The 25,843-nt window shown below is 63.5% G+C and carries 22 protein-coding genes; 12 read left to right on the forward strand and 10 right to left on the reverse strand.

What is annotated here, in order from left to right:
* The first annotated feature begins 4 nt into the window (after nt 1–4).
* The 9 genes from dusB to hflX all read left to right on the forward strand — a co-directional run bounded on the left by dusB (nt 5) and on the right by hflX (nt 12,001).
* The gene (gene dusB, locus LOM8899_RS07495) at nt 5–1,000 is read left to right on the forward strand and encodes a tRNA dihydrouridine synthase DusB (RefSeq protein WP_093991589.1); all 996 of its coding nucleotides are present in this window, start codon (nt 5–7) and stop codon (nt 998–1,000) included.
* Nucleotides 997–2,091, forward strand: coding sequence for a two-component system sensor histidine kinase NtrB (locus LOM8899_RS07500; RefSeq protein WP_093991590.1), 1,095 nt, complete (start codon nt 997–999; stop codon nt 2,089–2,091). Before dusB ends, LOM8899_RS07500 begins: the two co-directional genes overlap by 4 nt.
* A complete protein-coding gene (locus LOM8899_RS07505) occupies nt 2,091–3,464 on the forward strand; it encodes a response regulator (protein ID WP_168770494.1) in 1,374 nt (457 codons plus the stop codon). The genes LOM8899_RS07500 and LOM8899_RS07505 overlap by 1 nt, the downstream gene beginning before the upstream one ends.
* Nucleotides 3,465–3,572: 108 nt before the next feature.
* Nucleotides 3,573–5,828, forward strand: coding sequence for a sensor histidine kinase NtrY-like (locus LOM8899_RS07510; RefSeq protein ID WP_093991592.1), 2,256 nt, complete (start codon nt 3,573–3,575; stop codon nt 5,826–5,828).
* Nucleotides 5,829–5,856: 28 nt separating this feature from the next.
* On the forward strand, nt 5,857–7,275 hold the full coding sequence (gene ntrX, locus LOM8899_RS07515) for a nitrogen assimilation response regulator NtrX (protein ID WP_093991593.1): 1,419 nt from the start codon (nt 5,857–5,859) through the stop codon (nt 7,273–7,275).
* A 72-nt stretch (nt 7,276–7,347) separates the two neighbouring features.
* Nucleotides 7,348–8,724, forward strand: a complete 1,377-nt coding sequence (trkA, locus tag LOM8899_RS07520) for a Trk system potassium transporter TrkA (RefSeq protein WP_093991594.1) — start codon at nt 7,348–7,350, stop codon at nt 8,722–8,724.
* Between the two features lie 24 nt (nt 8,725–8,748).
* Entirely contained in the window at nt 8,749–10,281 is a 1,533-nt protein-coding gene (locus tag LOM8899_RS07525) for a TrkH family potassium uptake protein (protein WP_245820472.1), read from the forward strand.
* Nucleotides 10,282–10,384: 103 nt separating this feature from the next.
* Complete coding sequence (gene hfq, locus LOM8899_RS07530; RefSeq protein WP_093991596.1) at nt 10,385–10,618, forward strand: RNA chaperone Hfq; 234 nt, start codon at nt 10,385–10,387, stop codon at nt 10,616–10,618.
* Between the two features lie 39 nt (nt 10,619–10,657).
* Nucleotides 10,658–12,001, forward strand: coding sequence for a GTPase HflX (hflX, locus tag LOM8899_RS07535; protein WP_370739317.1), 1,344 nt, complete (start codon nt 10,658–10,660; stop codon nt 11,999–12,001).
* Here the strand turns inward: hflX and LOM8899_RS07540 are convergent.
* The gene (locus LOM8899_RS07540; RefSeq protein ID WP_093991598.1) at nt 11,998–12,777 is read right to left on the reverse strand and encodes a GGDEF domain-containing protein; all 780 of its coding nucleotides are present in this window, start codon (nt 12,775–12,777) and stop codon (nt 11,998–12,000) included. The two genes, hflX and LOM8899_RS07540, sit on opposite strands and share 4 nt — an antisense overlap.
* Before the next feature lie 117 nt (nt 12,778–12,894).
* Between LOM8899_RS07540 and LOM8899_RS07545 the strand changes: the two genes are divergently transcribed.
* On the forward strand, nt 12,895–13,302 hold the full coding sequence (locus LOM8899_RS07545) for a DUF2177 family protein (protein ID WP_093991599.1): 408 nt from the start codon (nt 12,895–12,897) through the stop codon (nt 13,300–13,302).
* Between the two features lie 3 nt (nt 13,303–13,305).
* Here LOM8899_RS07545 and LOM8899_RS07550 read toward each other — a convergent pair whose 3' ends face one another.
* Nucleotides 13,306–15,786 carry a penicillin acylase family protein gene (locus tag LOM8899_RS07550; RefSeq protein ID WP_093991600.1) on the reverse strand — a complete coding sequence of 827 codons (2,481 nt, stop codon included), beginning with the start codon at nt 15,784–15,786 and terminating at the stop codon, nt 13,306–13,308.
* A 95-nt stretch (nt 15,787–15,881) separates the two neighbouring features.
* On the opposite strand from LOM8899_RS07550, the gene LOM8899_RS07555 reads away from it, so the two are divergent.
* Nucleotides 15,882–16,757: an NAD(P)-dependent oxidoreductase gene (locus LOM8899_RS07555; protein ID WP_093991601.1), complete on the forward strand. Its 876-nt coding sequence runs from the start codon at nt 15,882–15,884 to the stop codon at nt 16,755–16,757.
* Nucleotides 16,758–16,894: 137 nt separating this feature from the next.
* On the opposite strand, the gene LOM8899_RS07560 is transcribed toward LOM8899_RS07555, so the two are convergent.
* The 8 genes from LOM8899_RS07560 to LOM8899_RS07595 all read right to left on the reverse strand — a co-directional run bounded on the left by LOM8899_RS07560 (nt 16,895) and on the right by LOM8899_RS07595 (nt 24,188).
* Nucleotides 16,895–18,199: a branched-chain amino acid ABC transporter permease gene (locus LOM8899_RS07560; RefSeq protein WP_093991602.1), complete on the reverse strand. Its 1,305-nt coding sequence runs from the start codon at nt 18,197–18,199 to the stop codon at nt 16,895–16,897.
* The gene (locus LOM8899_RS07565; protein ID WP_093991603.1) at nt 18,196–19,206 is read right to left on the reverse strand and encodes a branched-chain amino acid ABC transporter permease; all 1,011 of its coding nucleotides are present in this window, start codon (nt 19,204–19,206) and stop codon (nt 18,196–18,198) included. Before LOM8899_RS07565 ends, LOM8899_RS07560 begins: the two co-directional genes overlap by 4 nt.
* Entirely contained in the window at nt 19,206–19,595 is a 390-nt protein-coding gene (locus LOM8899_RS07570; RefSeq protein WP_093991604.1) for a hypothetical protein, read from the reverse strand. The genes LOM8899_RS07565 and LOM8899_RS07570 overlap by 1 nt, the downstream gene beginning before the upstream one ends.
* Nucleotides 19,592–19,963: a hypothetical protein gene (locus LOM8899_RS07575; RefSeq protein WP_093991605.1), complete on the reverse strand. Its 372-nt coding sequence runs from the start codon at nt 19,961–19,963 to the stop codon at nt 19,592–19,594. Before LOM8899_RS07575 ends, LOM8899_RS07570 begins: the two co-directional genes overlap by 4 nt.
* 2 nt (nt 19,964–19,965) lie before the next feature.
* Nucleotides 19,966–20,679: an ABC transporter ATP-binding protein gene (locus LOM8899_RS07580; protein WP_093991606.1), complete on the reverse strand. Its 714-nt coding sequence runs from the start codon at nt 20,677–20,679 to the stop codon at nt 19,966–19,968.
* Between the two features lie 109 nt (nt 20,680–20,788).
* Nucleotides 20,789–21,568, reverse strand: a complete 780-nt coding sequence (locus LOM8899_RS07585) for an ABC transporter ATP-binding protein (protein WP_093991607.1) — start codon at nt 21,566–21,568, stop codon at nt 20,789–20,791.
* A gap of 109 nt (nt 21,569–21,677) precedes the next feature.
* Complete coding sequence (locus tag LOM8899_RS07590; protein WP_093991608.1) at nt 21,678–22,874, reverse strand: ABC transporter substrate-binding protein; 1,197 nt, start codon at nt 22,872–22,874, stop codon at nt 21,678–21,680.
* Nucleotides 22,875–23,183: 309 nt separating this feature from the next.
* On the reverse strand, nt 23,184–24,188 hold the full coding sequence (locus LOM8899_RS07595) for a GlxA family transcriptional regulator (RefSeq protein WP_093991609.1): 1,005 nt from the start codon (nt 24,186–24,188) through the stop codon (nt 23,184–23,186).
* Between the two features lie 241 nt (nt 24,189–24,429).
* Between LOM8899_RS07595 and LOM8899_RS07600 the strand changes: the two genes are divergently transcribed.
* Nucleotides 24,430–25,800 (forward strand): class II 3-deoxy-7-phosphoheptulonate synthase, encoded by a 1,371-nt coding sequence (locus tag LOM8899_RS07600; RefSeq protein WP_093991610.1) that lies wholly within the window; start codon nt 24,430–24,432, stop codon nt 25,798–25,800.
* The last annotated feature ends 43 nt before the right edge of the window (nt 25,801–25,843 follow it).

Below are 25,843 nucleotides of genomic sequence, written 5' to 3' on the forward strand. Positions count from 1 at the left end.
GGACATGCAACCAACGGCAGAGATCAGATTGACCGGGCTGAGTCTCACTCCGCCGGTGGCCCTCGCGCCTTTGGCGGGGATCACCGATCTGCCGTTCCGGCAATTGGTCAGCCGCTTTGGCGTTGGTTGGGTGGTCTCCGAGATGGTCGCCAGTCAGGAAATGGTGCAGGCCAAACCGGGCGTGCGGGAAAAGGCCGAATTGGGCTTTGACGGTTCCGACACCGCCGTGCAGCTGGCCGGGCGCGAGGCCAAATGGATGGCCGAGGCGGCCCGGATGGTCGAAGCCAACGGCGCGCGCGTCATCGACATCAACATGGGCTGTCCGGCCAAAAAGGTCACCAACGGCTACTCCGGCTCGGCGCTATTGCGCGACCCCGATCATGCGCTCCGGCTGATCGAAGCGGTCGTCGGCGCGGTCAGCGTGCCTGTCACGCTCAAAACCCGGCTGGGATGGGACACCGACTGCCTCAACGCCGCCGACGTGGCGCGCCGGGCTGAGAACGCTGGCGTGCAACTGGTGACGATCCACGGACGGACCCGGCAACAGTTCTACAAGGGGCGGGCTAACTGGCGGGCGATCCGCGAGATCAAGGACGCGGTCAGCATCCCTGTCATCGCCAATGGCGACATCGTGGACGGGGCAAGTGCCCGCACCGCTCTGGAGCACTCCGGGGCGGACGGCGTGATGATCGGACGCGGGGCGCAGGGGCGGCCATGGCAACTGGCCTCCGTGGCCGCCGAGGTGTTCGGCACCGCGCGGCCCATTATTCCCACCGGGCAGGACTTTGCCGATATGGTGGCCGGGCATTACGAAGGGATGCTGGGCTTTTACGGCGCCGATCTCGGGCTGCGGGTCGCCCGCAAGCACCTCGGGTGGTATATGGATGTCGCCGACACGCCCGGCGCGATGCGGCGGTCCATACTCACAGCAACCTCGCCACAAGATGTGCTGGGCGCTTTGCCCGACGCACTCGGCGCAATGACGCAGGCCGCCGCATGATCCGCGATACCGCTCTCTGGGCCTCTCTGCCCGTGCCCGCCCTGCTTCTGGGGCCGAACGACATCATCACCGATACCAATCCGGCTTGCGAGCTTTTCCTCAACCTCTCAGGGCGGGCGCTGATCGGGGCGTCGCTGTGGGACAAGGTCACCATCAAGGCGGATCTGAGCAAGCCGATCGAACGGTCGCGGGCGAACAACACCTCGCTGTTCGTCAATGACGTCTCTGTCGGCACGCGGGAACGGGCGCCGATGGTGTGCAACATTCAGTTCGCACCGTTCCAAGGGACCGAAGGGTCGATGATCATGATGATCAGCCCGCGCGAAATCGCCAGCCGGATCACCCAGAACGCCTCCTCGGTCAAGGCCGCGAAATCGGTGATCGGAATGGCCGAAATGCTGGCGCACGAGATCAAGAACCCGCTCGCCGGGATCACCGGGGCGGCACAGCTTCTGTCGATGGGGCTCGACGGCGAGGATCTGGAACTGACCGACCTGATCGTCGCGGAATCGCGGCGGATCGTGACCCTGCTCGAACAGGTCGAACAATTCGGCAATCTCAGGCCGCCGGATCTCAAGCCGGTCAACATCCACGACGTGCTCGACAGGGCGCGACAGTCTGCTTCGGTGGGCTTCGGGGCGCATATGATGTTCATCGAGGAATACGACCCCTCGCTGCCGCGAACCCATGCCGACAGCGACCAGCTGCTGCAAGTGCTGCTCAATCTGCTCAAGAACGCCTCTCAGGCCTCCGGGCCGGGCGGCGTAATCCGGCTGCGGACCTTCTACGAACCCTCGCTGCGGGTGCGGCGGGCGGACGGCTCGCAGGATCGTCTGCCGCTCCAGATCGAGGTCATCGACGACGGGCCGGGGCTTCCGGCCGAAATCGCCGACGAAATCTTCGAACCCTTCGTCTCGGGGCGTGAGAACGGCACCGGGCTGGGGCTGGCGCTGGTCTCCAAGCTGATCGGGCAGGGCGGCGGCTGGATCTCTGTCGAAAGCGAACCGGGGCGGACCTGCTTCCGGATCTCGCTGCCGACAGAGCCCAAGGAAGACATCAACGAACAACCACAGACTGACGGAGAAACATAATGGACGGAACTGTTCTAGTCGCGGACGATGATCGGACCATTCGGACCGTCCTGACCCAGGCGCTCACCCGGGCCGGCTGCAAAGTGCACGCGACCTCGTCGCTGGTCACCCTGATGCGATGGGTCGACGAAGGCAAAGGCGATCTGGTGATCTCGGACGTGATCATGCCCGATGGCAACGGGCTGGATCAATTGCCCAAGATCAGCCTCGCCCGCCCCGGCCTGCCGGTGATCGTGATTTCGGCGCAAAACACGATCATGACCGCGATCCAGGCCGCCGAGGCCGAAGCCTACGACTATCTGCCAAAGCCATTCGACCTGCCGGATCTGATGAAGCGGGCGGCCCGCGCGCTGGAGGTCAAGCGGCGGGTGCCGTCGGCCAAGGGCGAGGAATCCGCCGCACCCGACGCCTCCGGCGATCTGCCCCTCGTGGGGCGCACGCCGGCGATGCAGGCGCTCTACCGGCTCGTGGCGCGGGTGATGAACACGGCACTTCCCGTGCTGATCACCGGCGAAAGCGGCACCGGCAAATCGCTGATCGCAAAGGCGATCCACGACTTCTCCGACCGGCGCAGCCTGCCGTTCGTGACCGTCTCCGCCTCCGATCTGCAAGGGGCGGACGGGCCGTCGATGGTGATCACGCGGGCGCGGGGCGGCTCGATCCTGTTCGACGAAGTCGGGGATCTCGACGAAGACGCACAGGCCCGGATCGTGCGGATGCTCGACGCTCTGGGGGACAACGCGCCGCGGATCATGTCCAGCAGTCAGACCGATCTGATGAGCCGGATGGAGGCCGGACTGTTCCGCGAGGACCTGTTCTACCGGCTCTCCGGGGTCAGCATCAACGTGCCGGCCCTACGCGAACGGGTCGATGACATCCCGCTGCTGGCCGAGCATTTCCTCGCGCGGGCCGAACGGGACGGGCTGCCGGCGCGGCGGCTGGCGCCCTCGGCGCTCGATCTGGTGCGGACATATAGCTGGCCGGGCAACGTCCGGCAGCTCGAAAACGCGATCCGGCGGCTCGTGGTCACCGCGACCGAGGAAGAGATCCTGCGCCCCGAGATCGAGGCGGTTCTGGGCAACCAGCCGGCGATGGAACCGCTGCGCGGCGGTGCCGAGGGGGAGAAGCTCAACACGTCGGTGGCGAAACACCTGCGGCGCTACTTCGATCTGCACGGTGGGGTGCTGCCGCCACCGGGGCTCTACCAGCGGATTCTGCGCGAAGTGGAGACTCCGCTCATCGAAATCGCGCTCGACGCGACCGGCGGCAATCAAGCTAAATGTGCCGATTTGCTGGGAATCAACCGCAATACCTTGCGAAAAAAGATCACCGATCTTGATATCCGCGTGACACGCAGGCGCAAATTGATGTAAAACCGCAACAGAACCGTGGCCCCTCAGTGTCAGGCACCGAGGCAGGATCATGGCAAACGGCGGTAGGGGGCCTTTGGGGGCGCCCGCATCAACAAGGCGGTCTCGATAGTGCAACGGTCCCTGACCGGCAAAGCCTTCACACGTTTCAGTCGCTGGCGTCGTCAGCGGCGCATCCAGAATGCCGCCACGCTGGGTCTCGTGATCCTCGGGCCGGTGCTCGTGGGGCTGACCTATACCGTGCTCGGGCCGCTCAATCAGGGCGGGTCGGAGCCGTCGTTGCGGCTGATCCTGCTGGCCGACTTCGTCTACGTGATGGTCGTGGCCGGGCTCGTGGCGCAGCGGATCGCGCGGATGGTGGCCGCCCGGCGGGCGAAATCGGCCGGCTCACAGCTTCACCTACGGCTGACAGGGGTCTTCCTGCTGCTGGCGCTGATCCCCACAGTGGTGGTCGCCGTGTTCTCCGTGCTCACCATCAATGTGGGTCTCGAGGGCTGGTTTTCGGACCGGGTGCGCAACGTCCTCGGCTCCTCGCTCAGCGCCGCCCAGGCCTATGAGGAAGAGCACCGGCAAGACCTCACACGGGACGGCACCGCACTGGCGCTGGCAATCAACGACGAGCGGCGCAGCACCTTCTTCATGTCCGACGGCGAAGTGCGGCAGGCGCTCGGGCGGATGCAGACGCAGATCGAACGGGGGCTCACCGAAGTCTTCGTGCTCGACAGCGTCGGCGATATCCGGGCACGCGGGCCCGGCTCCTTCGATTTCGACTACGAAGCCCCGGACGCCGCCGATTTCGATGTCGCGTTGGAAAACGGCATCCAGATCATCGAGGACTATGCCAACAACGAATTCCGGGCGCTGATTCCGCTCAGCGCCTTCGTGGACAGGTATCTCTACGTCACGCGCGAGGTCGACGGCGGCATCCTCGCGCTGCTCGATGATACGCAGGCCACGGTGGAGCTCTATCTCCAGCTCGAAAACGAGCGTGGACGATTGCTGTTTGAATTCGCGCTTCTGTATCTCGGGTTTGCCGTCATTCTGATCCTCGCCGCGATCTGGCTCGGGCTCTGGTTCGCGGAAGGGCTCGCGCGTCCGATCGGGCGGCTGGTCAGCGCATCGCAACGGGTCGGCTCCGGCGATCTGGATGTGCAGGTGATCGAAGACGACGGCGATGATGAAATCTCGCAATTGGGCAAGTATTTCAACCAGATGACGACCCAACTTAAAGCGCAGCGGGATACGTTGATCGACAACACCCAACAGATCGAGCGGCGGCGGCGCTTGTTTGATAGCGTGCTGTCCTCGGTCACGTCGGGCGTGGTCGGGCTGCACGAAGACGGGCGGATCGCCTTTGCCAACCGCTCCGCTCAGCGGCTGCTGGACATGGGCGGCGGGCAGGCCGACACCGCGCTTGGCGTGGCAATTCCGGAATTTGAACCGATGTTCAACAGCTTGCGCACCGAAGGTCGTGATGTGCTGCAAGAGCAGGTCAACATCATCCGGTCCGGCCAGCAGGAATCGCTGCTGGTGCGGATGGCGCCCAGACGGGCCGAAAACGGGGCGCTCGAAGGCTACGTCGTGGCGTTCGACGACGTCACCGATCTGGTCTCGGCACAGCGCATGGCGGCCTGGGGCGACGTGGCGCGGCGCATCGCGCACGAGATCAAGAACCCGCTCACGCCGATCCAACTGTCCGCCGAACGGATCAAGCGCAAGTTCCGCGCCGCCGCCGGGGATCAGGCCGAAAGCCTCGACGCGCTGACCGACGTGATCGTCCGTCAAACCAACGACTTGCGGCGCATTGTTGACGAGTTTTCCAAATTCGCCCGGATGCCGGAACCACAGCGTCGTCAGATCGACCTGACCGGCTTGGTGCAGGACGCGGTGCTGTTGCAGGAAAGCGGGCAGCCCGGTGTGACCTTCACCGCCGATCTGGCCCCGGAGATTGCCGTCGACGTGGACGAGACGATGATCAGTCAGGCGTTGACCAATCTCATCAAGAACGCGGGCGAAGCCATTGACGCCTTTATTGAAAAAGGCGCGCCGGAGGGCTTCGTCCCACAGGTGCGGGTGCGCATGGTCAATCATGAGGATACCGTGCAGATCACCATCGAAGACAACGGCATCGGCCTGCCGGAAGACAGGGCCCGGCTGTTCGAGCCCTATGTCACGACGCGGGACAAAGGCACCGGCCTTGGCCTGCCGATCGTGAAGAAGATCATCGAGGAACACGGCGGCACCCTGTCGCTGCAAGACGCAGCAGTGTTCGAAGGCCAGTCCCACGCCGGGGCAATGGCCGTCGTCACGCTGCCGATACTGGTCGTCGCGTCAGGGCTCGGTGCCGGCGCGCGGGCCGCAGAATAAGAGCAATACAGACAGTAAGAGGTTGAAAATGAGCGATATCCTGATCACAGACGACGAACGTGACATCCGCGAATTGATCTCGGACATTCTCAAGGATGAAGGCTACAGCACACGGGTCGCAGGCACGTCCGACGAATGCATGGAAGAGATCGAGAAGGAGCCGCCGGCCCTGATGATCCTCGACATCTGGCTCAAGGACAGTCGGATGGACGGGATCGACATTCTCAAGGCGGTGAAACGCGATCACCCCGATATTCCCATCGTGATCATCTCGGGTCACGGCAATATCGAAATCGCGGTGGCTGCGATCAAGCAGGGCGCCTACGATTTCATCGAAAAGCCGTTTAATATCGATCAGTTGATGGTGGTTATTCGGCGCGCGATGGAGACGTCGCGTCTGCGGCGCGAGAATATCGAGCTCAAGCGCGGCGACGCGCCACCCTCCGAGATGCTCGGTGACAGCGCGATCTTCCGGGCGCTGCGCAGCCAGCTGGACAAGGTCACGAAATCCAACGGCCGCGTTATGCTCACCGGGCAGCCGGGATCGGGCAAGGAAATCTCCGCCCGCTATATCCACGCCAATTCCAATCGGGCCACGGCACCTTTCGTGACGGTCTCGTCCGCGTCGATCGAGCCCGACCGAATGGAGGAGGTGCTCTTCGGGCAGGAAAGCCCCGAGAAGGGCATCGAGCCGGGGCTTCTGGAGCAGGCCAACGGCGGGGTCATCTACTTCGACGAGGTCGCGGAGATGCCGCTCGGCACCCAGTCCAAAATCTTGCGGGTGCTTGTCGATCAGAGCTTTCAGCGGGTCGGCGGCAGCGAAAAAGTGCAGGTCGATCTGCGGGTGATCTCCTCGTCGAACAAGGATTTGCAACAGGCGATCCAGGATGGTCAGCTGCGACAGGAGCTGTTTCACCGGCTCAACGTGGTGCCGATCCCTGTGCCCAGCCTCGAAGAGCGGCGCGAGGACATCCCTCTGCTGGCCGAACACTTCATCGAAATGCTGAACAAGACCCAGGGGCTGCCTCTGCGCAAGCTGGCCGACGATGCCAAGGCGCTGCTTCAGACGATGGTCTGGCCGGGCAACGTGCGGCAGTTGAAGAACGTCGTGGAACGTGTTCTGATCCTTGGAGAATCCACCGGTCCGATCACCGCAAAAGAGCTCCCGACGCTCGAAGAGACCGGGGCCGAGGAAGGCCGCGTCGTGCTCTCGGGCGGTCTGGCGACGCTGCCGCTGCGCGAGGCGCGCGAGTTGTTCGAACGCGAATACCTTCTGACCCAGATCAACCGCTTCGGCGGCAATATCAGCCGCACGGCCAGCTTCGTCGGCATGGAGCGGTCGGCTCTGCACCGCAAACTGAAATCGCTCGGCGTGGTCACGTCCTCCAAGGCGGGCGGGCGCGTGGCCCATATTGACAATGGTCAGGGGGAAGGTGTGGATGCGTGATTGATTGACCGTGGCGCGCCGCTCTGGCATGCCCGGACAATCAGACGCAAGCAGCCCGCATAGGGAGCATCCATGAAGGTCATCATCTGTGGGGCAGGGCAAGTGGGCTGGCAGATTGCCCGCCACCTGTCCGGCGAACGCAACGACGTGACGGTCGTCGACAACAATCCCGAACTCGTGCGGCGGGCCGCCGACACGCTCGACGTGCAGGGGATCTCGGGCTTTGCGAGCTACCCCGACGTGCTCGACCGGGCCGGGGCGCGGGACGCCGACATGATCATCGCCGCGACGCATTCCGACGAGGTGAACATGGTCACCTGTCAGGTGGCGCACTCGGTCTTCGGGATCCGGCGCAAGATCGCGCGGCTGCGGTCGCAGAGCTATCTCGACGCGATCTATGCCGATCTCTACCGGCGCGACCATCTGCCCATCGACGTGGTGATCTCGCCCGAACGCGAGGTCGCCGAGGCGGCGCTGCAGCGGCTCGCGGCCCCTGCCACCTTCGAGACCGAGAGCTTTTTCGACGGCAAGGCGCAGCTGCTGGGGATCAACATCGAGGCCGACTGCCCGGTGATCAACACCCCGCTGCGGCAGCTGACTGACCTGTTCTCGACACTCCGGGCCATCGTGGTTGGCATCCGGCGCGATGGACGGCTGTTCGCACCTGCGGCCGGGGATCAGATCTACGAAGGCGATGACTGCTACGTGTTCTGCGACACGCAGGACATGGCGCGGACGCTGGAGATCTTCGGCAAGAAGAACGCCAAGCAGGAGCGGGTCGTGATCATCGGCGGCGGCAACGTCGGTCTGGCCGTGGCGCGGGCGCTGGAACAACGGACCGAACGGGTCCGGGTCAAGGTGATCGAGCGGAACCGGACCTGTGCCGAACGGGCGGCGGATGCGCTCGACAGGACGATCGTGCTCAATGGCGACGGGCTGGATGCGGGCATCCTCGAAGAGGCCGGCATCGCCAACGCCGACGCGGTGCTGGTCGTCACCGATGACGACAAGACGAACCTGCTGGCCGCCGTGCGGGCCAAGGAGTTGGGCTGCAAGATGGCGATCTGCCTGACCAACGATCCGACACTGGTGCCGCTGATGGCGCCGCTGCATATCGACGCCTATATCAACCCAAGGGCGACGACCGTGTCGTCGATCCTGCGGCACATCCGGCATGGGCGGGTGCGCGGGGTCTACAGCCTTGGCGACGCCGAGGCCGAGGTGATCGAGGCGCAGGTGCTGGGCACCTCGCCCATTGCCGGGCAAAAGATCTCGGACATCAACTTCCCCGAGGGCGTGCTCGTCGGGGGCGTGGTCAAGAACGGCAAGCTGGTCAAACCCACCGGCACCACCCGAATCGACGAGGGCGACGTGATCGCCCTGTTCGCGCTCACCGCCGATGTGCCCGAGGTCGAACGACTGCTACAGGTCTCGATCGACTTTTTCTAAAGGCGAGGGCGCAAAGCGATGAGCATGGCCAGACAGGTATCGGAACGAAAGGTGGGAACACCTTTCTTTGTGACGATCATGGCCGTGGGCTCTGCGGCGATGTTGGTGCCGGCCATTCATGCCTGGAGCCGGTCGGATTTCGCGACGGGACGGATCTTTCTCTATGGCGCGATCATCGGGCTGGTCGTCTCCGGGCTGATCGCGCTGGCCACCCAGGGGCGCAAACCGGCCAATCCGGCGCGGTCACAGCTCCTGACGCTGGTTGCGGCCTTCACGGTGATGCCCGCGATCTTTGCGATGCCGCTCTACGAGGCGGTCTGGAACACCAGTTTCCTCAACGCATGGTTCGAAATGGTGTCGAGCTTCACCACCACAGGGGCGACGGTCTATGACAACTTCGGGCGGCTGAATTCCTCGCTTCACTTGTGGCGGGCGACCGTCGGCTGGCTTGGCGGGTTGCTGGTCTGGATCATGGCGGTGGCGATCCTCGCCCCGATGAAGATCGGGGGCTTTGAAGTGCGCTCGGCGATTCTCGATCCGGGCGACGGGCTGCGGCACAGCCAGTTCGGCAAGAAGCTCGACCTGTCCGAGCGGCTCAGCCGATACGGGCGGCAGTTGGTGCCGATCTATGTCGGGCTGACGGCGATGCTCTGGCTCGGGCTTCTGGTGGCGGGCGAACGGCCCTTCGTGGCGATCTGCCACGCGATGTCGGTGATCGCCACCTCCGGTATTTCGCCCATCGGAGGGGTGGAATACAGCCGCACCGGATTCTCCGGCGAAATCCTGATTTTCGTCTTCTTCGTCTTCGGGATTTCCCGGCTGACCTTCTCCAGCGGGCTTTTTGCCGACGACAGCCGCAAACTCTGGCGCGATCCGGAGTTTCAGATGGCCGCGGCGCTGGTGCTCATCGTGCCGACGCTCTTGATGTTGCGGCACTTCGTGGCGGCGGCAGAGACATCCGGCGACATGCCGATCGAAATGGTCTTTCACGCGGCATGGGGGGCACTGTTCACGGTGCTGTCCTTTCTGACGACGACAGGATTCGAATCCGCTGACTGGATGGGCGCACAAGATTGGTCGGGGCTGGAGACGCCGGGGTTGATCCTTGTCGGGCTGGCGCTCGTGGGCGGCGGCGTGGCCACCACCGCGGGCGGGGTCAAGCTGCTGCGGGTTTATGCGCTCTTCAAACATGGCGAGCGGGAGCTTGGGCGTCTGGTTTATCCAAATTCGGTCGGCGGGTCCGGCGGCGAAGCACGGCGGATCCGGCGGCAGGGGGCCTATATTTCATGGATCTTCTTCATGCTCTTCGCGCTCAGCGTCGCGGGCATCATGCTGTTGCTGACAATGACAGGGGTGCAGTTCGAAACCTCGATGGTGCTGGCCGTCTCGGCGCTCTCGACCACCGGGCCGCTGGCCGTTGTCGCCGCCGAAACGCCGATCTCGTATTCCGGCATCCCCGACACGGCCAAGATGATCCTCGCCTTCGCTATGGTGCTGGGGCGCCTCGAAACACTGGCCATCCTGGCGCTTTTCAATCCCGATTTCTGGCGCAGCTAGTCAGGGTGCCGATTTGGGCTGGAATGTCCGCCCCACGCACGACATACTCCGTCGAAACGAGGGATGGCCGGTCCGCGGTCGCAAGAACAAAAGGATGAGGGAAATGGCTGCCGACAAGCAGAACCTTCAGGATGCATTTCTGAACCACGTGCGTAAGACCAAGGTGCCGGTCACGATCTTCCTGATCAATGGCGTCAAGCTGCAAGGCGTGATCACCTGGTTCGACAGCTTCTGCGTGCTTCTGCGTCGTGATGGTCAATCGCAACTCGTGTATAAGAGCGCAATTTCCACAATCATGCCCGCGCAGCCGATCAATCTCTATGACGGCGAAGAATAGGTCACTATGACATCAGATACCGGGGCAGGCGACGACGACATCGGCGCCCCCGACGAACATGAAGACGACGCAGCAGAAGAGATTCTGCGCGCGCGCCGCGAACCGTCCTTCATTGACCGGTCCGAGCACATTACCCCTGCGTGGGTGCTGCATCCCGAAGTCAAGAACGCCAAGGGGCAACGGCTTTCCGAGCCTGCCTTGGCCGAGGCCGTGGCCCTCGCCGCCGCTCTGCCGGGGCTCGAGGTCGTGGGGCAGGAAATCGTCCGCATCCCCAAGATCCATCCCGGCCAGCTGTTCGGCAGCGGCAAGATCGACGAGCTCAAGAAGCGACTCAAGGAGGCCGAGGTCGAGCTGGTCCTTGTCGACGGGCATGTCGGGCCCGTGCAGCAACGCAATCTCGAAAAGGCATGGGGGGTCAAACTGCTCGACCGGACCGGCCTGATCCTCGAAATTTTCTCCGACCGGGCGCGCACCCGCGAGGGTGTGCTGCAGGTCGAGATGGCCGCACTCAGCTATCAGCGGACGCGGCTGGTGCGGGCATGGACGCACCTCGAACGGCAGCGCGGCGGGCTTGGCTTTGTCGGCGGTCCGGGGGAAACCCAGATCGAATCCGACCGCCGGGCCATCGACGACCAACTGGTGCGGCTGCGGCGACAGCTTGAGAAGGTCTCCAAGACGCGGGCCCTGCACCGCAAGGCGCGGGCCAAGGTGCCGTTCCCCATCGTGGCGCTCGTGGGCTATACCAACGCCGGGAAATCGACGCTGTTCAACCGGCTCACCGGGGCGGACGTGATGGTCAAGGACATGCTCTTTGCCACGCTCGACCCGACGATGCGGCGGGTCACGCTGCCCTCGGGCGACGAGATCATCATGTCCGACACCGTGGGGTTCATCTCCGATCTGCCCACCGAACTGGTGGCCGCCTTCCGGGCCACGCTCGAAGAGGTGCTCGACGCCGATCTGATCCTGCACGTGCGGGACATCAGCCACCCGCAATCGGCCGAACAGGCACAAGACGTGATGGCGATTCTCAACAGCCTCGGCGTCGCGGACGAGGCGCCGATGATCGAGGTCTGGAACAAGGTCGATCTGGTGCCGGAAGAAGACCGGGCCGCACTCGCCGTGCAGGCCGAGCGGACGGAGAACCTCTTCGCTTGCTCCGCGCTCACCGGCGAAGGGCTGGACAAGCTGCTCGATGCCGTGGCCGAAACGCTGCGGCCAGTGCGGGAAACCGCCGATCTGACGCTCAGCTACGCTCAAGGGCGGGAACGGGCCTGGCTCTTTTCCGAAGGCGTGGTCGAAGGCGAAGAGCAGGGCGACGACGGCACCATCTTGCACGTCAACTGGACCGCCGCGCAAAAGGCGCGCTTCGCCAAGCTCTAGGCGGCGCGGCCTTCGCCGGGGCGGACCCGGCCATCCCACGGCACCAATCTGGCGCGGCCCTCGTCCTTGGCGCGGTAGAGCGCCAGATCGGCCAGATGCATCGCCTCGGACAAGGTCATCTCCGGCCGCACCTCCGAAGCGCCGACCGAGAGGGTCAGGCGCAATCGGCCCGGTGGCTCCGTCGGGATCACCGTGATCGGTGTGCAAAGCGGGCTGCCGATCCGCACCGCCTCCTCCAACGTCGTCGACGGCAGATAGGCGGCGAACTCCTCGCCGCCGATCCGGGCCAGCATGTCGCCGGTGCGCAAGACCGTGCGCATACGCTCGGCCATCGCCATCAGGCACTCGTCGCCGACCTGATGGCCCCAATTGTCATTGACCCGTTTGAAATGGTCCGCGTCGATCAGCAGGATCACCCCGCGCGGCGCTTCGTCGAGAATATCGAGGCGGGCCTGCGTGCGTTTCATAAAGGCGCGGCGATTGGGCAGACCGGTCAGCGGATCGGTCGCCGCCTGTTCGCCAAGGCTGAGCTGCAGTCGGTCGAGATAGGTCACGACGTAAAACACCAGCGCCATGAACGGGGCGGCGGCCATCGTGGTGATACCGATGCGCTCCACCGGGCCCATGATCCAACCGCCGAAGATCAGATATTCCGCGATATGGGCATTGATCGAGGCCACGGCACAAAAGCCCAACGGCTTGGTCAGGTAATCGCGCGGCTTGCGCAGGGCCATCAGCGCGATGAGGGCCGAGATCAACTTGGCATGGCGTGTCATGCGCCGCAGTCTGATAGGGCCGGGTTAACAGGGCCTCTCTGGTCGCGGCGACAGATCGACTTATGTGATGACAAATCGAAGCATCCAGACCCCCGTTCCAGACCTCAAAGGCCCGCCATGACCCTCATCATCCTCTATGTCGCCACCGTCGCATTGTTCCTCGGGCTCGATGTCCTCGGGCTGCGGTTCATCGTCAAACCGGTCTTCGATCAGGACATCGGGGACATGTTGCTCGACAACCCGCGTTACGGGCCTGCACTGGTGTTCTATCTGTTCTACGTGGTCGGGTTGCTGTCGTTCGTCTCAGTGCCCGCGCTGCGGGGCGAGACCGGGCTTCTGACGGTATTCCTGCTGGGGGCCGGGTTCGGCGGCATCGCTTACGGAACCTACGAATTCTCCAACCTTGCGACGCTCAAGGGCTGGACATGGAAGATGCTGACCACCGATCTGATCTGGGGCATGGCGCTCACGGGGACCAGCGCGGCCGGCGGTCTCGCCATCGCCCGCGCTTTGACCAAGACCTAGAAGCTACTGCGCCGTCGCGGGGGCGAGGCGCGTCACACCCACCGCTCCGGCACGGGCCAGAGCCGGATCGAGCGACATCGGCACATACTCGCCTCGGCGCCACAACTCGCCCAGATCGTCATAGTGACGGCTCAGCGGATGGCCGGACTGGCCGGTCGGGATCACAAAGACCGAGCTGTCGGGATCGGCGAAATCATAAACGCCGCGATAGGCAGCGGCATGGACGTTGCGAAACGGCGTCGGATCCTGGCCCGAGGTGCGGCCGCGCTGCAAGGTGTTGTCGCCACCGCTGGTCGATTGATGGATGTTCACGAACCACTTGATCACCGGCACGTCGCCCAGCACCTGATGGTCGTGGACCGCCTCGTGGGCATCGCCCCAGCGCAGGCTTTCCAAGGCTGGGCCGTAAGTCTCGGCCACCCAGACCAAGGCATCGTCCAGCGCCAGTCGGGCCATGTCGGTGCAGGTCTCGGTCGGGGCCGACTGGATCACATCGCACCACACCGACGCGCCGCCGACATCGCGGTAGACGCGCTCGATGAATAACGGCTCCACATGGGTGAACTCGCGGGCCAATAGGCCCAATTCGTCGCGGATCAGGCGATCCTGCAAGGCACGAAGCCACGCGGCATAGATCAACGGCTCGGGCAGATGCTCGTTCATCTCGCCGTTCCACGCGGCCAGCAGCGACAACGCGCGCTGACGCTGACGTTCGGGCGTGCCCTCGGGGGCGGCATCGCCTGTGAACCACAGATCCGCCCCGATCAGCGGCAGCAACGAGCGGGCGGTATAGCTGACGGTGTCGAGCTGGGCCTCGATAAAGCTCTCGCGGGTATGTACCTCGCGGCTCTGCATCAAAAAGCGCCAGCGCTCGATGCGCTGACTGTCGCCCCAGTCAAATGAGACATGCATCGGGAACGGGCGGTCGATGATCTTGTTGTTGGTATTGCCCAGAACGCCGCCCTGCGGATCGACGAAACTGGGATTGGCCGAGAAGGGCAATGTGCCGAGCCAGCGGTTCTGCGGCTGATAGCCGAGGCTGGGATAACGGCCCTGACTGTCGTGAGCGGCATCGCGGCGAGGCATCGCGCCCAGCATGACCATTGCCACGCGGTTGCGGTCGGCGATGGTCAGGTTCAGGCTCGGGGCGACGAAACGCTCGGCGGCGATGAGGGCTTCGTCGATGCTCTGGGACTGCATGATCGCGATGGCGGACGACATCGACGTGTCCTCCGCGGTCAGGGCGGTCCAGCCAAGGGCGGTGACATGGCCGGGCGGGCGGATGGCCTCCAGATCGAACATGTCGGGGGTCAGGACCGGACCGTTCTCGGTCCAGTTCAGGCGAACCGTGACGCCGGGCTGATCCTTGATGTTGATGATGCTGTCGCGGGTCTCGAACGGCAGCCACTGACCGTCGAGGCCGCGATACTCGTTGGCATTGGCAGGGTTCACCTCTTCTAGAAAGATGTCCTGGTCGTCCATGTAGCTGGCGGTCACGCCCCAGCCAAGAACGGTGCTACGGCCGGTCAGGATGACGGGAACGCCGGGAATGGTGCCGCCGATGACACCGCCGGAGGCAAGCTCCATGCGGGCAAGGTAGAAGGTCGACGGGGCGGACAGGCCCAGATGGGGATCATTGGCCAGCAATGTCGAGCCGGCGGCCGAGCGCTCCGGACCGGCGGCAAAGGCGTTCGAGGCCCCGGCCAGGGTGCGCGGGGAGATCGGCGACATGAAGCCAAGCTCGGCACGGCCAAGGCTGGCGTGATCGGTGAGCTGCGCGGCACCGGGAACCAGCGCGGCATAGTCGGGCAGGGCGGCAATCCCAGAGCCGGGGATGTCCGGCAGGATGTCCCTGACGCGCTCCTGCGGGAGAGCGATGGAGACGCGGGCGCGGAGCACTTCGTCTTCGATATGAGAGGAAAGCTGCAGGGCCATCAGCTTGAGAATGGCGATGCTGTCGGCGGGCTGCCACGGGGCGATGGGGTGGTTGAACAGCCACATCTCCGGGGCGCCACGGCCGCGGGCGCCTTCGTTGATGACGGACAGCCAAGCGTTGACGCCCGCGGCATAGGCTTCGAGAGCCTCCGTGGTCTGGGCGTCCTGTGCAGAGACGGACTGGCGGGCAAGACCGTTGAGATCGAGGCGGCGCATCAGGGTATCGACCGGCAAGGTGCGCTCGCCAAAGAGCTCGGACAGACGGCCCTGAACGGTGCGGCGGAGCATGGTCATCTGCCACATGCGGTCCTGGGCATGGGCATAACCGAGGCCGAAATAGACGTCGGCATCGGTCCGGCCAAAGACATGGGGAACGTTGGAGGTATCACGGACGATTTCGATCGGTGCGGTCAGGCCGGCGACCGACCGGGTGTCGGTGTAGTCGGGCAGAGAGCGGGCGGCGAAATAGTAGGTCAGGGCGAACACGGCCAATCCGAGCAGGATCAATCCCGTTGCGATGCGAAGCAAAAACCGAAATAGTCGGGCCATCTTTCCCCCAAGAGACGGGTCCGCAGTTGACGGCCCGGTCAGGTCAGTTAGGTATCGCTAACCGTTTTTGGGTCAAAGCGCGAGGGGGCAAGGCGATGGCAAAGGTAGCATTTTTGGGTCTGGGGGTCATGGGCTACCCGATGGCGGGGCATCTGGCGGCGGCCGGGCACGATGTGACGGTCTACAACCGGACGGCATCCAAGGCCGAGGCCTGGGCGAAGGAACACAAGGGACAGACCGCCAAGACGCCGCGCGAAGCGGCGACGGGGGCCGATTTCGTGATGTCCTGCGTCGGCAACGACGATGACCTGCGCGGGGTCTGCCTCGGTGACGACGGGGCCTTTGGCGGGATGCGCAAAGGCACGATCTTCGTGGATCACACCACCGTCTCGGCAAAAGTCACGCGGGAACTCTACGACGTGGCGGCGGGCCTCGGGGTCAGCTTTGTCGACGGGCCGGTGTCGGGCGGACAGGCCGGCGCCGAGAACGGACAATTGTCCGTCATGTGCGGCGGCGACGCGGCGGCCTTCGAAAAGGCGGCGCCGGTGATCAACAGCTACGCCAAGATCTGCAAACGGCTCGGGGACAGCGGCGCGGGCCAGCTGACCAAGATGAGCAACCAGATCGCCATCGCAGGGCTGGTGCAGGGATTGTCCGAAGCGTTACACTTCGCCGAAAAGGCCGGGCTCGACGGCGCGGCCGTCGTCGAGGTGATCAGCCAGGGGGCGGCCGGCTCTTGGCAAATGTCGAACCGGTATCAAACCATGCTGGACGACCACTTCGAACACGGTTTTGCGGTCGACTGGATGCGCAAGGATCTGGGGATCTGCCTCGACGCGGCGGACGAGACGGGAGCGTCGCTGCCGGTCACGGCTCTGGTCGACCAGTTCTACAAGGACGTACAGAAAATGGGCGGCGGGCGCTGGGACACCTCCTCCCTGTTCAAGCGGCTGCGCGCGATGGACAGCTGATCCAATAGCGCGCCTTCGGCGCATTCCATATGCGCTTCGCGCGATTTGCGCTCCGCGCGGGGATATTTGAAACCCAAAGAATGGGGCGCCGCGCCCTGCTTCTTTGGGTCAGAAATATCCCCGCCGGAGGCAGTCGCTTACCTCTCGGGAATCAATCCCCTCGGGCTGAAGCGCAGCATCAGCAACAAGATCACGCCCATCGTGAGCAATCGCATTTGAGCGGCACTTTCGATCAGGTGATCCTTGAGCCAGCTCCCGTCGGCCATGCCCGAAGTGATCACGCCCATCAGCCAAAGTCCGATCGGCTCGACCATCACCCAGAGCCACCAGATCAGCATCCCGCCCAGCACCGCGCCGAAGTTGTTTCCTGATCCGCCGACGATGACCATCACCCAGATCAGGAAGGTAAACCGCAGCGGCTGGTAGGAGGTCGGCGTTAGCTGTCCGTCGAGCGTGGTCATCATTGCTCCGGCCAGTCCGCAGATCGCGGAGCCGAGGATAAAGATCTGCAGGTGCCGTCCCTTGACGTCCTTGCCCATGGCTTCGGCGGCGACCTCATTGTCGCGGATCGCCCGCATCATCCGCCCCCAAGGCGAATGCAGCGCCTTCTGGACCAGCCAAAGCAGGAGCAGCAGCACGATCAGGAACAGCACCCCGTAGGCGAATTTCACATAGAGCGTGGAGGCGTTTACCGGGTCGAGCCCCAGCCCCGCGGCCCGCTCGATGAAGCCGACGTCCTGCTGAAGGTCCACCTCGTAGGGCACCGGCCTCGGGATGCCGACCACGTTTTTGACGCCGCGCGTCAACCAGTCCTCGTTCTTGAGCACGGCAAGGATGATCTCCGCGATGCCCAGCGTGGCGATTGCGAGGTAGTCGGACCGCAGCCCCAGCGCCGTCTTGCCGATGATCCACGCGGCACCGGCGGCCAACAGCCCACCGACTGGCCAAGCGATCAGCACCGGCAGCCCCAGACCGCCGAGATAGCCGGTGGAAGCGGGGTTGATCGCCTCGATCGCCTCGACACCCGGATCGAAGACCGCTCTGAAAACGAAGAATCCCACGATCAGCACGGCGACGGTCGACAGCGCCCGAAGCCTGCCCTTGGCCATCCGCGTCTGGACCAGCACCGCGCCCACGATCGTCGCAGCCCCGAGGATCAGTGCCAGAATGATCCGCACACCGCCCGCCGCGAAAGCCCCCTCGGTCGCGGGCATCGACACCAGCACCGTGGCCAGCCCGCCCAAGGCGATGAAGCCCATGATCCCGATGTTGAACAGGCCCGCAAAGCCCCACTGAAGGTTCACGCCCAAGGCCAGAATGGCCGAAATCAGCCCCATGTTCAGGATCGTCAGGGCGAGGTTCCAGCCCTGGACCATTCCGGTGCCGATGAGCAGTGCGGCCATCAGGCCGAACAGGGCGGTATTGCGCATAACAGGGGTCATACCGATTGTCCTTTGAACAGGCCGGTGGGCTTGAACAGCAGCACGATGATCAGGATCGCGAAACTGACGGCGAATTTGTAATCCGTGGACAAAAGCTGGACGAGCCCGTCAGGCTCCAGCGGGCCGGGCATCGCATAGACGAGCACCTTCTTCCACGCATAGGTCACCATGACTTCGGAAAAGGCGATGACGAAGCCGCCGGCAATCGCCCCCAGCGGATTGCCGAGGCCGCCAACGATGGCGCTGGCAAAGATCGGCAGGAGCAGTTGGAAATAGACGAAGGCCTTGAACGACTTGTCCAGCCCGTAGAGCACCCCCGCCGTCGTCGCCAGGGCCGCCACGATCAGCCAAGTGACCATCACCACCCGCTCAGGGTTGATGCCCGAGAGCAGCGCCAGATCCTCGTTGTCGGAAAAGGCGCGCATGGATTTGCCGGTGCGGGTCTTGTTGAGGAACCAGAACAGGAGCGCCACCGCAATCGCAGCGGTGACGAGGGTGATCACCGTGGTGGTGCGGATTGCCAGACCCTCGTCGAGCCCGGTCATCGCCTTGAACGTCCGGGCCGAGATCAGAAAGCGCTCGCCGTCGGCAAAGTCGATATCGTCGACGCCGATGATGAACCGGACGATGCCGTTCATCACGAACATCACGCCCATCGACACGATCACGAGGATCACAGGCGCAGCCTTTTGCTTGCGGTAGAACTTGTAGACCACCTTGTCGGTGCCCAGCAGCATCAACCCCGTGATCGCGATGCCAAAGGGCAGGGCGACCAGGGCGGTGGGAAGCACCCCGAGGCTGATCCCCATCGCCTGAAATCCCCATGTCACAAGGATCGTGGCCATGGTGCCAAAGGCCATCGTGTCGCCATGAGCAAAATTCGAGAACCGCAGAATGCCGTAGATCAGGGTCACACCCAGCGCCCCAAGCGACAGCTGCGCGCCGTAGGCCAAGGCCGGGACAAAGACGAAATTGGCAAAGGCCACGATTGCGTTGATCAGGTCCATCAGAGGGTAATCTCACATATCAGGAAATCGACAAAAGGCGCGGTGGCGGCGTCGGCGGGCTGCTGGGTCAACAGGGCGGTGCGCTCCGAGGTCAGAACAAGGCTCAGACGGGCCCCATCCGCATCGGTCCAAGCAAACGGCCCAACAGGCGAAAGGCCAGCGGCCTGCGCATCGGTCCCATCGGTGGCCACGACATAGCGGCCCATGCCATTGGCATCCACGCCCTCAGGGGCAATGGTGAAATCCGCAGGCGTGCCGGGAGCGGTCTCGCAAATGCCCTCGGGGGCACAGCTTTGCATCAATGCGCAGGACAGCTCCAGTCGCGCGCCCTCGGCAGCGGCATGGCCTGCCAATAGCAGCAACAAGGCTATGGCGGCCAGCCGCTTCACTGCGCCCTCGCGGGGCCACAGGCACCGGCGTACTGCATGAGTTGGCCATTGTCGAAGGTGATCCCCCAAAGCGCCTCTCCGCCGGAACCGATGGCGATCGTTTCAGACGACACATCGGTGCGAAAATCCATCTCCATGGCCCCGTTCGCGCCGGTCCGGGTGGTGCCGTCATACTGCCCGCCGTCCACGGCGCGGACCAGAACAACCCCGCGCGACCCGTTCCAGGCAATCGAGATCGGCAAAGCCACGGTGCGCGCGACACCGTCAAAGAATTGCCGCTCGAACAGGCATTCGCGCTGGCTGGTCGCAACTGCGGACGTGGCACAGATCGCAAGAACAGCGGCCAATGGCATGGTCTTTGCAAACATCCTCATCCCCCCAGAAACGTCCGGCGCACTTCGGGGTCTTGCAGAAGCTCCTCACCCGACCCGGTATGCGCGTTGGCCCCCTGCACCAGAACGTAACCGATATCGGCAATGTCCAGCGCCTGCTTGGCGTTCTGCTCGACCATCAGGATGGTGATGCCCGCGCGGGCGACCTCGATGATGCGGTCGAACAACTCGTCCATGACGATGGGGCTGACCCCGGCGGTCGGCTCGTCTAGCATCAGCACCTTGGGTTGCGTCATCAAAGCGCGGCCCACAGCGACCTGCTGGCGCTGACCACCGCTGAGTTCACCGGCATTCTGACGACGCTTGTCGCGCAGGATCGGGAACAAATCATAGACCTGCTCGATGGTCTTGCGGATATCGTCGCGGCGCAGAAACGCACCCATCTCGAGGTTTTCCTCGACGGTCATCGACGGAAAGATGTTCGAGGTCTGCGGCACGAAGGCCATGCCCTTGGCGACGCGATCTTGCGGGGACAGCGCGGTGATATCCTCGCCCTCGATGCGCACGGCCCCCGAGCGCAGGTTGAGCATCCCGAAGACGGCCTTCATCGCGGTCGACTTGCCCGCACCGTTGGGGCCGACGATGACGGCGATCTTGCCCTTGTCCACGGCGATGGTGCAGTCGTGCAGAATGTCCGCGCCCTTGCCATAGCCGCCGGTCATCCGGTCACCGATCAGAAATGGCTCGGTCATGAGCGGACCCCTTGGTTAAGAACGCTTTGCGGTCCGCGCAACAGTCGGTATTCACACCGACCGGGTACCGACGTGATACCGACGCATTGTCCAAAAACGATAGGGGCCATTAACCCGCCTTTTCTTTGTTCTTGAGACCGGTGCCCAGATAGGCCTCGATCACCGCCTCGTTCTGCATGATCTCGTCTGCGGTGCCTTGGGCAAGCACCTTGCCCTCGGCCATCACGATGACCGGATCACAGAGCTTGCGGATGAAATCCATATCATGTTCGATGACGCAAAAAGTGTAACCTCTTTCGCGGTTTAGCCGGATAATCGCATCCGCGATCGTCATCAACAGGGTGCGGTTCACACCGGCGCCGACCTCGTCGAGAAACACGATCTTGGCGTCGACCATCATGGTGCGACCAAGCTCGAGCAGCTTTTTCTGGCCGCCGGACAGGTTTCCGGCCTTCTCGTCTCGAAGATGCGAAATCGTCAGAAAATCAAGGACTTCATCAGCCTTCTTCAACAGGGTCGCTTCCTCTTGGGCAATGCGGCCGCGGCCGAACCACGTCGCCAGCAGACCCTCGCCACTCTGACCGCCGGGAACCATCATCAGGTTCTCTCTGACAGTCATGCTCGAGAATTCATGCGCGATCTGAAAAGTGCGCAGCAAGCCCTTGTGAAACAACACATGTGGCGGCAATCCGGTGATGTCCTCACCGGCCATCGTCACCTTGCCGGAGGTCGGCGGCAGGCGTCCTGCGATGACGTTGAAAAGAGACGTCTTGCCCGCGCCATTGGGGCCGATCAAACCGGTGATCGACCCGGATTTGATCTCGAGAGAGGCGCCGTCAACGGCATGAAATCCGCCAAAGTGCTTGTGCAGATCCTCGACTACAATCATGCAGGCTTCCCCTGTTTCGCCAATCGGTTACGCGGCAAAGTTCGCGCCCATCGGTCGGTTATGGATGCGCGGCCCAAGTTTCCTTGGGCCGCGCAATTGGTTGGATGGATCAGCGGAAGCCGACGAAGTCGTAAGCGCCATCTTCGATGGTGTACTCACGGAACGCGCCGCTGGCCTCACCGGGTCCGATCAGCTCGACGGCGGTTGCGCCGACATAGTCGATCTCGCCGCCATTCGCGAGGATTTCCAAGCCCTTGGCCAGCTCACCCGGGCCAATCGGCTCGCCCGGCGCATTGGCGACGGTCATCACGTGGCTTGCGAAATCAGCCGAAGCCGACGATCCGGCCGATTGCATGGCCAGCATCAAGAGAGCCGCGGAATCGTAGCTTTCGCCCAGATAGACCGAGGTCGGGTCGAGGTCGGCGGCAGTCGCGATCTCTGCGAAGGTCGCAGCGCCTGCACTGTCGGAACCGGGCAACAGGCCGAACGAACCGCCCATGTCGGCTCCGACTTCGTCGAGCAGCGCCTGACCATACATGCCGTCCGGCAGCACGAAGATGTCGAATGCACCCGAGTCGAGCGAGGATTCGATGATCCCCTTGCCGCCTTGGTCGACATAGCCGGCCACGACGAGAGCGTCACCGCCAGCCGAGGCCAGGGCGCCGACTTCGGCGGAATAGTCGCCCTTGCCGTCTTCATGTGCCGACACCAGCGTCACGGTGCCGCCGGTGGCTTCGAAGGCAGCCTGGATGCTGTCTGCAAGGCCCTTGCCGTAGTCGTTGTTGGTGTAAGAAATCGCGATGGATTCAATGCCGCGCTCCGAAAGCACGGTTGCCAGCACTTCGCCTTGACGGGCATCGGAGGGGGCGACGCGGAAGAACAGGCCGTCGTCTTCTGCCGAGGTCAGGCCCGGCGAAGTCGCCGATGGCGAGATCATCACGACGCCATTCGGCCGCGCGACGTTCTGCAGGATCGCGCCGGTCACACCGGAACAGTCCGCGCCCATGATGGCGGTGATGCCGTCGGAGGTGATCAGGCGTTCTGCGGCAGCGGTCGCAGCGGCCGAGTCGATGCAGGTCGAATCCGCACGAATGGCCGTGACGCTTGCGCCGTCCAGAAGGCCGCCTGCGGCGTTCACTTCGGCAATCGCAAGATCGGCACCGGCACCCATGGCCGGCGTGATTGATTCCAGCGGCCCGGTGAAGCCGAGGATGACACCGATTTTGACTTCGGTGCTGTGGGCGTCTGCCAATGCGCCGGTCGCGACGACGGCCGAGGCCGCAGTCGCCATGATGAGTTTCTTCATACTGGTTCTCCCGTTGGTTTTTTGGTTCTGGAGCGGAAGCTAAACGGGCCGTTTGGAAAATGGAAGTAGCAAGCGAGAGGCCAAACGCCTTGTATGGCGCCGTTTTCGAAGAAAACGGTGCGTCACTGTGCGAAACCGGAACGGAACGGGGCCAAGCCCAGTCGCACTCGGTCGTCGTCACCGCGCACCGGTTGGTCCGGCATGCTCGACTGACTCGTCGTTCCGGAATGGAGATTGGATGCTAGTGCCACGCCGTTGCAACCGGGGCGAGCCCACGCCGGGTAAGACGGTGCGCGTCTCTTGTTGGCGCTAGATCGACAACCGTGCGGAATGGCTCCCGCGTTCGCGATAGGGCGTCGTCTCATAATGCGAGCGATAGCACTTCGAGAAATGCGAGGGCGACGCGAATCCGCAGGCGAGGGCCACGTTGATCACGCTCATATCCGTCTGCATCAACAGGTTGCGGGCCTTGGAGAGGCGCAGTTCCATGTAATAGCGTTTCGGGCTGCGATTGAGATAGCGTCGGAACAGGCGCTCCAGCTGGCGGGTCGACATGCCTACTTCGGCCGCAAGGACAGAGGGGCTGATCGGTTCCTCGATCGCCTGCTCCATCATCTGAATGACGCGGCTCAGCTTGGGGTGACGGACGCCGATCCGCGTGGGGATCGACAGGCGCTGCGTATCCTGATCGGTGCGAATGGCCGAATAGATCAGCTGATCGGCCACCGCATTGGCCAGTTCCTCGCCATGATCATCGGCAATCAGCTTGAGCATGAGGTCGATCGAGGCGGTGCCGCCGGCGGTGGTGATCCGGTTGCCGTCTACCACGAAGACCGACTTGGTCAGTTTGACCTCCTCGAACTCCTCGCCAAAGCTGTCTTGGTTTTCCCAATGGATGGTGGCCTTCTTGCCGTCGAGCAATCCGGCCTTGGCCAAGGTATAGCCGGCCGTGCACAGGCCGCCCATGATGACACCGCGACGGGCCTCGCGGCGCAACCAGTTCAGCATTCTGCGCGACGTCGCCGACTGAACGTCGATGCCGCCGCACACCATGATCGTGTCGTCACGGCTGACTTCGCCCAGATCCATCTGAAGCTTGAATTCCGTCCCGGCAGAGCATTTGGCGACCTCGCCGCCTTCGCCGGCCAGCACCCATTTGTAGAGCTCGGCCCCCGCCATTCTATTGGCAATGCGCAGGCTCTCCATCGCGGAGGCAAAGCACAGGAGGGTGAAATTATCCAGCAATACAAAGACAAAGCGTCGCGGCTTGCCGCCAATCGGTTCGAGAGCGAGTGTCTTGACGGCTTGTTCCATGTCAGTCCCGATACAGGCCGCGAATTGGCTGACTGCGGCACCAAAATTTACAGCAGGTTATTGACGGGTCCACAAGAGGCAATCCAAACCCGACAAGGATGGTCGCTTAGGGCATTCGAGGGCTGTTTGGACGGACAGTCTTCGGTTTTGCGGGATTTGGCATTGGCCTATGGCTTTACGGCGTCTATAGACGGTTCGGGCGTGCAATTTCGGCGCGCTTTCCAACCGACGGAGCAAGACAATGACCGAGTGGCACAAATCTGATTGGCGCGCAAAACCGCGGATTCAGATGCCCGAGTATACCGACGAGGCGAAACTCAAGGACGTCGAGGCCCGCATCGCGTCGTATCCGCCCTTGGTATTTGCCGGCGAAGTGCGCAAGTTGAAATCCCATCTTGCCAAGGTCTCCAAAGGCGAGGCCTTCTTGTTGCAGGGTGGCGATTGCGCCGAGAGCTTCTCCGAATTTTCGGCGGACGGTATCCGCGATACGTTCAAGCTGGCCATGCAGATGGCGATGGTCCTGACCTACGCGGCCAAGGTGCCTGTGGTCAAAGTTGGCCGCATGGCGGGCCAGTTCGCCAAGCCGCGCTCGGCACCGACCGAAACGGTCGGCGACGTCGAGCTGCCGAGCTACCGCGGTGACATCATCAACGGTTTCGACTTCACCCCGGAGGCGCGGATCCCCGATCCGGCCCGGATGGAGCAGGCTTATCTGCAAGCCGCCGCCACGCTGAACCTGCTGCGGGCCTTTTCGACAGGTGGCTACGCCGATGTGCACAAGGTCCATGCCTGGACGCTCGGCTTCACCGGTGCGCCCGAGGCGGAACGCTACCGGGCTCTGGCCAACCGGATCACAGACACGCTCGATTTCATGAGCGCCGCCGGTATCCGGGACGAAGCGGCTCATGCCATGGAAACCGTCGAATTCTACACCAGCCACGAGGCGCTGTTGCTGGAATACGAAGAGGCGTTGACCCGCGTCGACAGCACCACCGGCAAATGGCTCGCCGGTTCCGGACACATGATCTGGATTGGTGACCGGACACGCCAGCCGGACGGGGCGCATGTCGAATTCTGCAAGGGCGTTCAGAACCCGATCGGGCTGAAATGCGGGCCGTCGATGACCTCCGGGCATCTCAAGGCGCTGATGGCCTCGCTGAACCCGACCAACGAAGCAGGGCGTCTGACGCTGATCGCACGGTTCGGTGCGGGCTCGGTCGGGGAACACCTGCCGCGCCTGATCAAGGCGGTGCAGGAAGAGGGCGCCAATGTCGTCTGGTCCTGCGACCCGATGCACGGCAACACGATCAAATCGTCCTCCGGCTACAAGACCCGGCCCTTCGAGAGCGTTCTGCGCGAAGTCCGCGAGTTCTTCGCCGTACACAACGACGAGGGTTCGATCCCCGGTGGCGTGCATTTCGAGATGACCGGCCGTGACGTGACCGAATGCACCGGCGGTGTCCGGGCCGTGACGGACGAGGACCTGTCCAGCCGGTATCACACCGCCTGCGACCCGCGTCTGAATGCGTCCCAATCGCTGGAGCTGGCGTTCCTCGTGGCCGAGGAACTGACCTCGCGCCGCAGCAAGATGGAAAAAGCCGAAGCGATCTGATCGGCAAGAGCAGCGTTCGGCACCCGCGACAGGGTGCCGTTTG

Source organism: Flavimaricola marinus (assembly GCF_900184895.1).
In the GTDB taxonomy this organism is placed as follows: Bacteria; Pseudomonadota; Alphaproteobacteria; order Rhodobacterales; family Rhodobacteraceae; genus Flavimaricola; species Flavimaricola marinus.

What these genes read in the sequence shown, in the direction of transcription:
- dusB (WP_093991589.1), top strand. Translation starts at nt 5, where the DNA reads ATGCAACCAACGGCAGAGATCAGATTGACCGGGCTGAGTCTCACTCCG.
- LOM8899_RS07500 (WP_093991590.1), top strand. Translation starts at nt 997, where the DNA reads ATGATCCGCGATACCGCTCTCTGGGCCTCTCTGCCCGTGCCCGCCCTG.
- LOM8899_RS07505 (WP_168770494.1), top strand. Translation starts at nt 2,091, where the DNA reads ATGGACGGAACTGTTCTAGTCGCGGACGATGATCGGACCATTCGGACC.
- ntrX (WP_093991593.1), top strand. Translation starts at nt 5,857, where the DNA reads ATGAGCGATATCCTGATCACAGACGACGAACGTGACATCCGCGAATTG.
- trkA (WP_093991594.1), top strand. Translation starts at nt 7,348, where the DNA reads ATGAAGGTCATCATCTGTGGGGCAGGGCAAGTGGGCTGGCAGATTGCC.
- LOM8899_RS07525 (WP_245820472.1), top strand. Translation starts at nt 8,749, where the DNA reads ATGGCCAGACAGGTATCGGAACGAAAGGTGGGAACACCTTTCTTTGTG.
- hfq (WP_093991596.1), top strand. Translation starts at nt 10,385, where the DNA reads ATGGCTGCCGACAAGCAGAACCTTCAGGATGCATTTCTGAACCACGTG.
- LOM8899_RS07540 (WP_093991598.1), bottom strand. Translation starts at nt 12,777, where the DNA reads ATGACACGCCATGCCAAGTTGATCTCGGCCCTCATCGCGCTGATGGCC.
- LOM8899_RS07545 (WP_093991599.1), top strand. Translation starts at nt 12,895, where the DNA reads ATGACCCTCATCATCCTCTATGTCGCCACCGTCGCATTGTTCCTCGGG.
- LOM8899_RS07550 (WP_093991600.1), bottom strand. Translation starts at nt 15,786, where the DNA reads ATGGCCCGACTATTTCGGTTTTTGCTTCGCATCGCAACGGGATTGATC.
- LOM8899_RS07555 (WP_093991601.1), top strand. Translation starts at nt 15,882, where the DNA reads ATGGCAAAGGTAGCATTTTTGGGTCTGGGGGTCATGGGCTACCCGATG.
- LOM8899_RS07560 (WP_093991602.1), bottom strand. Translation starts at nt 18,199, where the DNA reads ATGACCCCTGTTATGCGCAATACCGCCCTGTTCGGCCTGATGGCCGCA.
- LOM8899_RS07565 (WP_093991603.1), bottom strand. Translation starts at nt 19,206, where the DNA reads ATGGACCTGATCAACGCAATCGTGGCCTTTGCCAATTTCGTCTTTGTC.
- LOM8899_RS07575 (WP_093991605.1), bottom strand. Translation starts at nt 19,963, where the DNA reads ATGTTTGCAAAGACCATGCCATTGGCCGCTGTTCTTGCGATCTGTGCC.
- LOM8899_RS07580 (WP_093991606.1), bottom strand. Translation starts at nt 20,679, where the DNA reads ATGACCGAGCCATTTCTGATCGGTGACCGGATGACCGGCGGCTATGGC.
- LOM8899_RS07585 (WP_093991607.1), bottom strand. Translation starts at nt 21,568, where the DNA reads ATGATTGTAGTCGAGGATCTGCACAAGCACTTTGGCGGATTTCATGCC.
- LOM8899_RS07590 (WP_093991608.1), bottom strand. Translation starts at nt 22,874, where the DNA reads ATGAAGAAACTCATCATGGCGACTGCGGCCTCGGCCGTCGTCGCGACC.
- LOM8899_RS07595 (WP_093991609.1), bottom strand. Translation starts at nt 24,188, where the DNA reads ATGGAACAAGCCGTCAAGACACTCGCTCTCGAACCGATTGGCGGCAAG.
- LOM8899_RS07600 (WP_093991610.1), top strand. Translation starts at nt 24,430, where the DNA reads ATGACCGAGTGGCACAAATCTGATTGGCGCGCAAAACCGCGGATTCAG.